The organism is Marinomonas transparens, from assembly GCF_016463975.1.
In the GTDB taxonomy this organism is placed as follows: domain Bacteria; phylum Pseudomonadota; class Gammaproteobacteria; order Pseudomonadales; family Marinomonadaceae; genus Marinomonas; species Marinomonas transparens.
This window is the reverse complement of the sequence record NZ_JAEMNX010000009.1, coordinates 1-12,021: the sequence shown is the minus strand read 5'-3', so window position 1 is coordinate 12,021 and position 12,021 is coordinate 1. Positions and strand designations below refer to the sequence as shown.

The 12,021-nt window shown below is 36.6% G+C and carries 12 protein-coding genes; all 12 read left to right on the top strand.

The genetic code is table 11. The features are described 5' to 3' along the window. The first annotated feature begins 3 nt into the window (after nt 1-3). On the top strand, nt 4-954 hold the full coding sequence (locus I8J31_RS08995; RefSeq protein WP_199468019.1) for a GNAT family N-acetyltransferase: 951 nt from the start codon (nt 4-6) through the stop codon (nt 952-954). Next, entirely contained in the window at nt 947-2,044 is a 1,098-nt protein-coding gene (locus tag I8J31_RS08990; protein ID WP_199468017.1) for a DegT/DnrJ/EryC1/StrS family aminotransferase, read from the top strand. Before I8J31_RS08995 ends, I8J31_RS08990 begins: the two co-directional genes overlap by 8 nt. Further along, nucleotides 2,034-3,245, top strand: a complete 1,212-nt coding sequence (locus I8J31_RS08985; RefSeq protein ID WP_199468015.1) for an MATE family efflux transporter — start codon at nt 2,034-2,036, stop codon at nt 3,243-3,245. The genes I8J31_RS08990 and I8J31_RS08985 overlap by 11 nt, the downstream gene beginning before the upstream one ends. Further along, complete coding sequence (locus tag I8J31_RS08980) at nt 3,226-4,332, top strand: O-antigen ligase family protein (protein WP_199468013.1); 1,107 nt, start codon at nt 3,226-3,228, stop codon at nt 4,330-4,332. The genes I8J31_RS08985 and I8J31_RS08980 overlap by 20 nt, the downstream gene beginning before the upstream one ends. Next, entirely contained in the window at nt 4,313-5,563 is a 1,251-nt protein-coding gene (locus tag I8J31_RS08975) for a hypothetical protein (RefSeq protein ID WP_199468012.1), read from the top strand. Before I8J31_RS08980 ends, I8J31_RS08975 begins: the two co-directional genes overlap by 20 nt. After that, entirely contained in the window at nt 5,563-6,780 is a 1,218-nt protein-coding gene (locus I8J31_RS08970) for a glycosyltransferase family 4 protein (protein WP_199468010.1), read from the top strand. The genes I8J31_RS08975 and I8J31_RS08970 overlap by 1 nt, the downstream gene beginning before the upstream one ends. After that, nucleotides 6,777-7,376 carry a sugar transferase gene (locus I8J31_RS08965; RefSeq protein ID WP_199468008.1) on the top strand — a complete coding sequence of 200 codons (600 nt, stop codon included), beginning with the start codon at nt 6,777-6,779 and terminating at the stop codon, nt 7,374-7,376. Before I8J31_RS08970 ends, I8J31_RS08965 begins: the two co-directional genes overlap by 4 nt. Then, on the top strand, nt 7,366-7,998 hold the full coding sequence (locus I8J31_RS08960; protein ID WP_199468006.1) for an acetyltransferase: 633 nt from the start codon (nt 7,366-7,368) through the stop codon (nt 7,996-7,998). The genes I8J31_RS08965 and I8J31_RS08960 overlap by 11 nt, the downstream gene beginning before the upstream one ends. A 30-nt stretch (nt 7,999-8,028) precedes the next feature. Beyond that, complete coding sequence (locus I8J31_RS08955) at nt 8,029-9,204, top strand: DegT/DnrJ/EryC1/StrS family aminotransferase (RefSeq protein ID WP_199468005.1); 1,176 nt, start codon at nt 8,029-8,031, stop codon at nt 9,202-9,204. Then, entirely contained in the window at nt 9,201-9,374 is a 174-nt protein-coding gene (locus tag I8J31_RS08950) for a hypothetical protein (protein ID WP_199468004.1), read from the top strand. Before I8J31_RS08955 ends, I8J31_RS08950 begins: the two co-directional genes overlap by 4 nt. Nucleotides 9,375-9,610: 236 nt before the next feature. After that, entirely contained in the window at nt 9,611-11,584 is a 1,974-nt protein-coding gene (locus tag I8J31_RS08945) for a polysaccharide biosynthesis protein (RefSeq protein ID WP_199468002.1), read from the top strand. Between the two features lie 244 nt (nt 11,585-11,828). Further along, on the top strand, nt 11,829-12,021 hold a 193-nt coding region (locus tag I8J31_RS08940), incomplete at its 3' end, for a transposase (RefSeq protein ID WP_499844756.1).

The following is a 12,021-nucleotide window of genomic DNA, read 5'->3' as shown; positions in this document are numbered from 1 at the left end:
TTTATGAATTTTAATGTATTTATTTATAGTGTGGAAAAAAAGAAAGAGTGGGATGAATTTGTAAAAAATTCTAAAAATTCGCATTTTATGTTCTATCGAAATTATATGGATTACCACTCTGATCGTTTTTATGATTTTTCACTTATGCTTTATGACGAGAAAAATCGTCTTGTAGCCTTACTTCCTGCAAACTTAGATGAGCGTAAGTTATATAGTCACCAAGGTTTAACATTTGGTGGTTTATTGCTTTCAAATAAGTCAACAACTGAACAAGTGTATGACATGCTTTTATCAATTGTTGAATTTTTAAAAATTAGAGATAATGTTGATTCTTTAATATATAAAAGAGTACCTGATCTTTATCATACATATCCATCGCAAGAAGATTTATATTCGCTTTTCTTACTTGAAGCTAAACTAATTAGAAGGGATGTTACGGTATCAATAGATTTATCTAATCCTATTCCTTATCAAGAAATCAGGAAGCGAAAAATAAAGAAAGCTACGAAAATAGGAATAGAAGTATCTGAAGAAAATGATTTAACTGATTATTGGGATTTGCTAACAAAAGTCTTAAAATTCAATCATGATGCTATTCCTGTACATTCTTTATCAGAAATTGACTTTCTTCGTTCTAGTTTTCCCGAAAATATAAAGTGTTATGTTGCTAGGTTAGATGGTGAATTGCTATCTGGTACAATTGTTTATGAAAATAAAAATATTGTGCATACACAATACTTAGCTAATAATGAGAAAGGAAGAGAATTGGGTGCTTTAGATTTAGTTATCGATCATTTGGTTAGAAATATTTATAAAGGGAAAAAATATTTTGATTTTGGTATTTCTACAGAAAAAAATGGTAGGTTTTTAAATAAAGGTCTTATTGCGCAAAAAGAAGGTTTCGGTGCGCGTGCGTTTACTCACGATTTTTATGAGATTTTTATAAATGATTAAATTTTTAGACCTGAAAAAAAATAATGAGAAATATAGAAAAGAGCTGATTCAAGCGGTTACCAATGTAATTGATTCTGGTTGGTATATCCAAGGTGTGGAAGTAAAAGCATTTGAACAGGGATTTGCACTATATTGCGGTGTTAAGCATTGTGTTGGCGTTGCTAATGGCTTGGATGCGTTGACTCTGATTATGCGAGCATGGAAAGAATTGGGTAAGCTGAAGGACGGGGACGAGGTTATTGTCCCCGCTAATACTTATATTGCTAGTATTCTAGCTATTACTGAAAACAACTTAACTCCTGTTTTAGTAGAACCAGATCCTTCGACATATAACCTGTGTCCAAAGCAAACTGAAAAATTAATTACGCGAAAAACTCGCGCTATTTTACCCGTTCATTTATATGGTCAAATGGCTGATATGCCATCCATTATGGAGATTGCCAACCACCATAATTTATTAGTTTTAGAAGATTCTGCGCAGGCACATGGCGCAAGTATCAATGGAATAAAGGCAGGTAATTGGGGGGATGCTAGTGGCTTTAGCTTTTATCCAGGTAAAAATCTCGGTGCATTAGGAGACGCTGGAGCTATTACGACTAGTGATGATGAACTCGCACAGACGATACGAGCACTAGGCAATTACGGTAGCCATAAAAAATATGAAAATATTTATCAAGGAGTGAACAGCCGACTTGATGAGATGCAAGCAGCAATACTTAGAGTTAAGTTAAAATATTTAGAAGGCGAAATAATGTCTAGGCGTTTTATAGCTAATAAATATATTGAAGGGGTGAATAACCCGAAAATAAAATTACCAGGTTATTTTTCTACAGAAATTTCTGTATGGCATTTATTTGTTATTAGAACCAAAGAGCGAAATGCTCTTTCAAAATATCTTGAAGGAAAAAAAATAGCTTCACTTATCCACTACCCTTTCCCACCTCATAAACAGAAAGCATATCCAGAGTTCAATAAGGAGACTTTTCCTATTACTGAAAAAATTCATGATGAGGTTTTGTCTATTCCTATGGATCCTACAATGAATGAAAATGAAATATCTTATATAGTGGATGCTTTGAATGCATTTTAAATATTTTTATCATTTGAAGGGTAGTGTTAATTTAGCTTTAGATGGTGTATTGAAGATATTTTCAGCCCTTTTTGTGATTAAAATAGTTTCTAATATGAGTGATCTTTCGCTTCTAGCGAATTTTAGTCAGTTGAAAATGGTGACAGCTCTTATAGTATCTGTAAGCTCTAGCGTTTTTATATTAGGTATTAATAAGGTTTTAATTAAATACGATCAGCGGGCAATTTTCGATCTGGCCATAACTGTTTTTGTTTTTAGTGGGCTAGTCTCTATTGTATTTTTTTTATTTAGTGAGGATATAGATAATGTAGTGGGGCGAAAAATTAGCTATATATATTTATTTGTTTTTTTTGGTTTTTTTGCTAATTTTTTTGTCGGTCTAGTTATATTTTATGGTGACTCTAAAAATCTCTCTATGTCAAAGCTGAAGTCGACCGTGTTATCTTTCTTTACTTTTTTAATATTATATAATTTGAATTTTAATATTTGGTCTGCGTTGTTTTTGTATTTGATTTCATATTACATTTACCTGTCAATTTTCTTGTTTGATAAGAGTGCTTTTTCTTTTAATGGTTTTATTTTTAAAAAAAATATTTATTTTGAAATATTTAATTTATATCTTTTAACTATAGTATCATCTTTTGTTTTTCCTTCCGTGGTTGTTTACTTTAGATATAGATTGTCTCAAAATTTTGGATGGGATTTTGTGTCATACTGGGAAGCTGAATGGCAAATTTCTTCGATTTTTCTTCTTATCCTTTCTCCAATATTAAGTGTTTTGGTTACTGGTATAGTAACCAAAAAACTTAGATCTGGTGGATTGACAAAAAAATATATATTTAAGTTGTTTTTGTTTTTTTCGTTTTTTTCGTTTTTTTCATCTTTAATTATTTATGTGTTCAGAAATCGAATTTTCAATTTGTTATTTGGTGAGGAAATACTTAAGCTTGATTATGATTCTTCTCTTTCTTTTTTGCTTTTTATTAATTCGATTAGGCTTGTCTCAATAGTGATGTATTACATTCTTTATATAATTGAAAAACCTCAGAAATTATTGTTTGGTGAGCTATTGTTTGGAGGCGCTTTCCTTTTTTCATGTTGTCTTGGTTTTTTTAATTTGTCTTTGCTTATTCCAGTTTTAGTTTGTTTTTTATATTATTTGTATGTTTTTTTGAGTGCCCATGAAAATAAATTTAGTTGATTTTTTCTTTGCTTTAGCCTTGTTTGTCATTTTTTTGATAGGCAAACATTTAATTCCTCTTTCTCTAGTTGGTGAAAGTGGTTTTTTTTCATTATTTATTTTTTATTTTTTGTTATGCTTTTTGTTTTTTTTTATAAATAAAACACTTTTACCATTCTTATTGGCTCTTCTCGCTGTTCCTTCTTTTTTGGTTGGGGAGTTTAATGTATTTGGCGTTTACAAAATAATTAATTCTTTGTTGTCTGTTTCTATTATTGTTTGTATCTTTTTTCTTTATAAGAAAAGAATCGACTTCAATCGTTCTATGTTATATTTTTCATTTCTTCTCGGTGTTTATGTGCTTTTGATTGTTTTTTATATGTTTTTTTTTCGTGGTTGGGGGGGGGGGGAGCGAATTGTTATGGGCCTTAATGGACCTATAACGTTTTCAAGATTTAGTTTGTTAGTTTGTTTAATAGTTTTTCTTTATTATGATGGAAAGTTTAAGATTCTTATCGCATTGCTGTTTTTTATTATTGGAGTGGTAATGGCATCGAAGGGTCCCCTTTTAGCGTGTGTTATTTCTATTATGTATTATTATGTTGACTTTAAAAAAATCAGAGGGGGGAGGGTTTTTGGTTTTTTGTTTTTCTTACTAGCAGCTTTTTATTTGATTGACTATTTTTCACCACGTATAACACAGTTTTTTTCTGATATTATATCTTTTGCTTTTTCACTTGATGCATCGATTTTATTATCTAATAATAATAGTGGAAGTGTAGGGGCTAGATGGTATGAATGGTTGCATGCAATCGAAGTGTTTAGAAATAACCCTAGTGGTATAGGTGTTGGGAATTGGTCTAAATATGGAGAGCATTTATATCCACATAATTTAATTTTAGAAATTTTGGTTGAGTTTGGTTTTTTGGGTTTTTATTTATTATTTATTATTTATTATTATTTTTTATCAATAAAAAATATAAAACTAAAAGCAATTATTTTATTTGTTTTTTTAAATTCTCTTTTTAGTGGGTCATTTGTTGATAATTCTTTCCTTTTTGTTTTTTTGGTGATTGGCAGGTTGGGTTATGTTCGAAAATATAATTAATAATAAAATCATCTTCTTTTATCCTTCTCATGACCTCGGGGGAGCTCAAACGCTATTTCTTCGTTGTATTAAAATGCTACATAGTAATAATATTGATGTAGGTTATGTTGATTTTAATGATGGTACACTTAGAAAAGAATTGATTGGAACTGGCGTAGATTTTTTTGATTTTTCTTCTGCACCATTTGTTTTTGATTTTAAAGTGACACTTGTTACTAGTTTTAATTATATGAATTTTTCCCCCCTTTTTTTTAGTGGGGAAGTGGTTTTTCTATTTTGGGTTGTTTCGCCTTTAAATATGCCTGTTGTGAATTTATCTAAAAAATTGAATGTTGATTTAAATGCAAAGAAGTATATAAAGAATAGATACCTTGGTTTTTATAATCTTGATCTTTCTTTGAGTCAGAAGTCAGTCTATTTTATGGATAGGTTGTGTTTCGAGGTTTATGGTAAAGAGGCTTTGTCATATGATCCTTTTCTTCCTTTATATATTGATTTTAAAAATAAAAACCTCACTTATAAATTCACTGCTAAAAGTTATAATTTTGCTTGGGTAGGTAGAATAGATCTTTCGATAAAATTTAATTGTGTTGTCTTTTTGGTAGAAAAATTTATAGAGTATAAGCAGATCTTCCCTAATAGTTTTGTAAACCTTACTATTTTAGCAACTGGTGCTGGAGTTGCTAAAATTCGTGATATTTGTGAGAGAAGTGAATTTTCAAAGGATATTCGTTTCGTTGAAGGGGTTCCTTATGGTGATTTTCATGAGTTTTTATCAAATAATTTCGATTTAGTCTTTGCTCATGGTACAACCTGTTTAGAATCCGCATCTATTTCTATACCTACAATTTGTTTAGATGGTGATGAACGTGTTTTTAGAAGTAATTACAAATTCAAATGGATCTTTGATCGAGATGATTACGATGTAGGGAGAACTTTTTTCGACGAAAATTTTTCCTCTCGTGGCGTAACGTTCTCTGAAATAGTTGACTCCATGGAATATCGAAGGGGTTATCTTTCTAAATCTTCTTTTCTTGTTATAAAAGGACAATATAATTCTAACTTTATTATAAGAAAAATGGTTAGAGCAATAGAATTATCAGATGTAAATATTATAAATATAAAATTTAATGGTATTACATTATTAATAGACTATATTGTGCATTTTCGTTTGATAATTAAAGCTCCAATTTTGTTTTTAAAAGGGTTTATTAAGGGAATATTTAAGTAATGATAATACTTTATTTCCACCAACATTTCTCCACTCCAAAAGGCTCTGCTGGAATTCGTTCTTATGAGATGGCTCAGCGGCTTCTAAAACACGGACATCTGGTTACTGTAGTATGCGGTAGCTATGGTGGTGGGGTGACTGGCCTATCTCATGATTTCGACAAAGGTCGTAGAGAAGGTTTTGTTGATGGGATATACGTCATAGAGTTTGATTTATCCTATTCGAATAGTGATGGATTTGTAAAACGGGCGATGGTATTTCTAAAATTTGCCCTTAAAAGTATAGGTGTCGCGCTCACTGCAAAATACGATGTAGTGTTTGCTACAACGACGCCTTTAACTGCTGGCATCCCTGGTACCTTTGCTCGTTGGCTTAGAGGTAAGTCTTTTGTGTTTGAAGTGCGTGATCTCTGGCCTGAATTACCTAAAGCAATGGGGGTTATTACTAATCCGCTAATTCTGGGGGCAATGTCGGTACTTGAGTGGGTGTCTTATCGCTCTGCACATCGCTGTATTGGTTTGTCACCTGGTATTGTAAAAGGGATTGCCGCGCGAGGAGTAGCAACAGATAACATTTTAACGGTTCCCAATGGTTGTGATTTGGAGATTTTTTCCGACAAAGCAGATGTTTGGCGACCTGAAGGTGTTTTGGCAACGGATTTGATGGCGATATTTACTGGTACCCATGGTATGGCTAACGGTCTTAACGCGGCTTTAGATGCAGCAACTGAGCTGAAAAACCGTGGTAGGAATGACATCAAGCTTGTCTTAATTGGGCAAGGTAAGCTGAAGCCAGAATTGCAGCAGCGTGCGCAGCAACAAGAGTTAAGCAATGTAATATTTCATGACCCAGTTAACAAAACTAAGTTGGCAGGTTTAATGGCGAGTGCCGATATCGGAATGCAACTGCTTGCCAATGTACCAGCATTTTACTATGGCACATCGCCAAATAAATTTTTTGATTACATTGCTGCTGGTTTACCTGTTCTTAATAACTACCCTGGCTGGTTAGCGGGTATGATTAAAGATAACAACTGCGGTTATGCTGTTGAGCCCGATAATGCTTCTGCATTTGCAGATGCGCTAGAACACGCGGCCGATAATAAGGAGCTGTTACCAGATATGGGTGAAAGAGCACTGGCCTTAGCAAAATTAGATTTTAATCGTCATAACCTTGCTGATAAATGGGTTGCTTGGGTTACGGGAGTAAAAAAATGAAACGTCTGTTTGATTTTACATCTGCTTTTATTGGGCTGTTAGTTTTATCTCCTGTGATTATTGTTGTTGCTTTGCTTATTCGCTTTAAACTTGGCTCTCCTATCTTATTTACTCAAGATCGTCCCGGTTTAAATGATCGTGTCTTTAAAATGATGAAGTTTCGCTCTATGTTGGATGCGAAAGACAAACAAGGTAACTTGCTTCCTGATGAGCAACGTATGACTAAGTTTGGTGCCTTTTTACGCTCTACCAGTCTAGACGAATTGCCTGGCTTATTTAATGTTCTAAAAGGCGATATGAGTTTGGTAGGTCCACGTCCGCTATTGGTTCAATATTTGCCACTTTACAACAAAGAACAAGCCCGCCGCCACAATGTGCGGCCCGGCATTACGGGGTGGGCACAGGTCAATGGCCGCAATGCGATTAGTTGGGAAGATAAGTTCAAACTCGACGTTTGGTATGTGGATAATCAAAGCTTTTGGTTAGACATTAAAATACTGTTGCTTACGGTAAAGAAAGTCTTTGTGCGCGAAGGGATCAGCGCAGATGGTCATGTTACCATTGAACCCTTCAAAGGTTCTGGTCATGAACGATAAAAAGTTAGCGATCTTGGGTGCAAGCGGACACGGAAAAGTGGTGGCGGATTTAGCTGAGCAATTGGGTTATGTCGTTCATTTTTATGATGATGCTTACCCCAACAAAACCATGATAGAGCACTGGCCAATCGAAGGCACTTTTGACGATCTGCTGATGCTTGATAGCACTCAAACTGATGTCGCGGTTGCCATTGGGCACAACAAAACACGCCAACAAAAAATAGCTTTGTTACTTGATAAAGACTTTACGATACCTACATTAATTCACCCTTCTGCTGTGGTCAGTCAATATGCGAAATTACAGCATGGTTGTGTTGTTTTTGCTGGCGCTGTAGTCAATGCTTTTGCTGATATTGGTAAGGGTGTCATTATCAATAGTTCGGCGGTGGTTGAGCACGACTGCTCGATAGGGGATTTTTCTCATATTTGTCCTAATACGGCTTTGGCCGGTGGTGTTATAGTTGGCACTGGTTGTTGGTTGGGTATTGGTAGTCAAGTGAAGCAATTGGTTGAATTAGGTGATTACTGCCTCATCGGCGCTGGAAGCACCGTTTTAAAGAACATACCTTCCCATGTTACTGCTTTTGGATCACCTGCTATTGTTATACGGCATCATAATTAATTTTTCTTAGACGGAATTCATAGGAACATCATGTTAAACACCCCTTTTTCTCCTTGGCCTTCTTTCACTCAAGAAGAAGCCGATGCTGTGAGTCAGGTTATTTTATCCAATAAGGTGAATTATTGGACGGGTACTGAGTGCCGTGAGTTCGAAAAAGAATTTGCCGCTTGGGTAGGGACTGAATACGCTATCGCTTTAGCCAATGGCACTGTTGCTCTGGATTTGGCGCTTAAAGCGCTTGGTGTTACGCAGGGTGATGAAGTGATCACCACACCTCGTACGTTTTTGGCGTCGGCTTCGAGTATTGTTACTGTGGGCGCAACCCCAGTCTTTGCTGATGTGGACTTGAACAGTCAGGTTATTACTGCCGACAGTATCAAGGCGGCCCTTACTGCCCATACCAAAGCCGTTATTGTTGTGCATTTAGCGGGTATGCCTGCGGAAATGGATGCCATTATGGCGTTGAGCAAAGAGCATGGTTTCTTTGTTATAGAAGACTGTGCGCAGGCTCATGGTGCCAAATACAAAGGTCGTTCTGTTGGTAGTATTGGTCATATTGGTGCTTGGAGCTTCTGCCAAGATAAAATCATGACGACGGGTGGTGAAGGCGGCATGGTCACCACGAATGATTATTCGCTTTGGTCTGCTATGTGGTCATATAAAGATCATGGCAAAAGCTATGATGCTATCTACCACAAAGAACACCCACCAGGGTTTCGATGGTTGCACGAAAGCTTTGGTACTAATTGGCGTATGTTAGAAATGCAAGCTGCGATTGGTCGTATTCAGCTGACTCGAATGGCTGTATGGACGGCTAAACGCCAAGCTTACGGTGCTATGATTGATAATGCTGCTAAAGGTTTTTCTTGTGTACGCTTGGTGAAGGTGCCGGAGTATATTGAACACGCGGAATACAAGCATTACATGTTTGTTGTGCCAGAACATTTAGCCGAAGGCTGGAGCCGTGATCGGATCGTTGAAGAAATCGTAAAGCTTGGTGTTCCGTGTTTTCAAGGTAGTTGTTCAGAGGTGTATCTTGAAAAAGCCTTTGATAATACCCCTTGGAGACCAGAAAAACGCCTTCCTAAAGCTGTTGAACTTGGTGAGACCAGTATGATGTTTTTAGTTCACCCGACTTTAACGGAAGAAGAAATGGATAAGACGGTTCAAGTTATTCAGACCGTGTTTTCTATGGCGTCTTGTTGATTTGTCTATTATCGGGATTGGCACAAATTTCTGATATTGATATGTCGACGCCTAAGTTGCTGGCGGAAACTGATGCTAAGATGATTCAAGAGATGTCTCTGAAAAACTACTTTGTTTATATCATCAAGACGGTAACGGGCAGTGGGTCTGGTGATAGAGTTAAGGGGTAGTTATTACTTTCGCAAACCTTAAATGCGAATTGTTTGTCAAATTGGCGTAGAATGTTTTTAGTTGAGTTTGTAGGTCGTGCTTTGGCGCGACATTTTCGTTTTTGTATGTAGAGGTTTTTTGTCGGCCTGAAGACCTACCGGTAGGTGATTTGGTGTTGCTGGTCTAAAATGTCAGATCACGCCTCGTACCTCGGCTAATCTGACCTACGGGTGATGTGTTTTTTAGGGTGTATTAGATGGTAAAAAAATTGGATTTTCTTTGGTCTCTTCCTCGTACTTACAAGCGTCTTATTAGTTTAGCGGTTGACGCTATTTTTGTTTTTCTGGCTTTTGCTTTTGCTTATTGGGCTCGTTTGGGTGAGTTCAGCCTGTTCGCCTATCAATCTATATGGTTTGTCGTTGCTGGAACAATAGCGGTTACTCTATTTTCGAATGTGAAGCTCGGCTTGTACCGGGCAATTTTACGTTATTTAACCTTTCATGCCTTTACTGCAATTTTAGTCGGGGCGGCAATTTCGGCTTTGAGTATTACTACATTTGCTTATTTCTTCGGTGCAAATATTCCTCGCACAGTACCTATTATTTATTTTCCTTTTTTAGTGATGTTGTGTGGTGGCTCACGAGTTTTGGTTCGTGCTTTGTTAATTCAAAAGCCTAGAAAAGGTTACGAGTCTGTCTTGGTGTTTGGTGCTGGGTCTGCCGGTCGTCAGTTATCATTAGCGTTGCGACAAGCATCCAACTATAGGGTAAAAGGCTTTATTGATCATGATACGTCACTGGCTAACACCATTATTCAAGGTGTTCCTGTTTATCATGTAGATAAAATAGCCGAATTAATTGCTAAATATGACATTGGCAAAGTTTTGTTGGCTATTCCTCGCGCTAGTCGTTCTGATCGTAAAAAGGTAATTGGTCAGTTGCTTCCTTATGCGGTTGAGGTGCTAACCGTGCCAGACTTTGATGATATTGTCACAGGGAAAGCCAAAGTTAATGAATTGCAAGATGTGGCTGTAGACGATTTGTTAGGGCGTGACGTAGTAGAGCCGGTTGCTTCGTTAATGCAGTCTAATATCTTTGGCAAGGTTGTTATGGTGACTGGAGCCGGTGGTTCTATTGGTTCTGAATTGTGCCGTCAAATTTTGACTCAACAGCCTAGTGTCTTAATTTTGTTCGATGTATCAGAATTTGCGGTGTATCAAATTGATAAAGAATTAAATGAAATCCTTCAGCAAGAGTCTTTTAGCGTCAAAATTATACCGTTAATTGGTTCTGTGCAGCGTCTTAACCGTTTGGCGTCAATTATGAAAGCGTTTAGGGTCAACACCGTTTACCACGCAGCGGCTTATAAGCATGTTCCTCTAGTGGAATATAATGTGGTTGAAGGGGTGCGAAATAATGCTTTTGGTACTTATTATTCCGCAAAAGCTGCTATTGAAAGTGGTGTGGAATCTTTTGTTTTAATTTCTACTGATAAAGCCGTCCGTCCTACCAATGTTATGGGGGCAACAAAGCGCATGGCTGAGTTAGGTCTGCAAGCTTTGGCTGAGGCAGAAGCTAAAAAAGCCGCAAAGCAAGAGAAGTTTACGCGTTTCTGTATGGTACGTTTTGGTAATGTACTTGGCTCTTCTGGTTCTGTTATTCCAGTATTCAAGAAACAAATCCGTGAAAATCTGCCGATTACAGTTACTCACCCTGATATTATCCGTTACTTTATGACCATCCCAGAAGCGGCTCAGTTGGTTATTCAAGCTGGTGCAATGGGGAAGGGCGGTGATGTGTTTGTATTGGATATGGGGGAGCCTGTTAAGATTGTTGATCTTGCTGAAAACTTGATTCGATTATCTGGTTTGGAAGTTAAGTCTACAGCTAATCCTAATGGCGATATTGAAATCCAGTTTACAGGGTTACGCCCTGGCGAGAAGTTATTTGAAGAGCTATTAATAGGCGATAACGTTCAAGAAACACAGCACAAGCGTATCATGACGGCGAATGAACGATTCTTAACTCTATCAGACTTTATGGAAACGATGGAGCGGTTAGATAAAGCATGCCATGAGTTTGATAATGAAAAAGTTCGTGAGATATTGATAGAAGCGCCAACTGACTTTCAACCAACGGATGGTATTGGAGATTTGGTGTGGAATGCAAAAAAAGCCCAAGAGCAAGACGCCAGTGATTCGAATGTGATTTCGTTAAGAGGAGAGTTATAGTATTTAATTCCCCTTCGATACTTTGTTAAGATGGTTGATGGGGTTTAATAATCAGTTAATTTAAATTTAAAAAACGGGCATCATGAATGATGCCCGTTTTTATAGTTAATCTTGCTTCTACTGAGTCGTCCCTGAAAAAAATCTCAACCTATTGAATCTAATGTATTTTTATAAGATAGTTAATATCTAAATCTTGCTATAAATACGCTATAAGACCCAAAAAGTTGCAGAACAGGTGAGTTTTATGAAGCCTCGTCAAACAAAGACCATACCGCAAAAGGATTTATTCCAACCTCAGCTCGTTGACATCATTAACCCCAATCATCCTTTAGTACGACTGACTAAGATCATTGATTGGAAGCAATTGGATTCAACGCTTAGCGCCCATTTTTCAAACGTTGGTGCGGCCGCGTTACCAACGCGTCTTATGGCGGGGT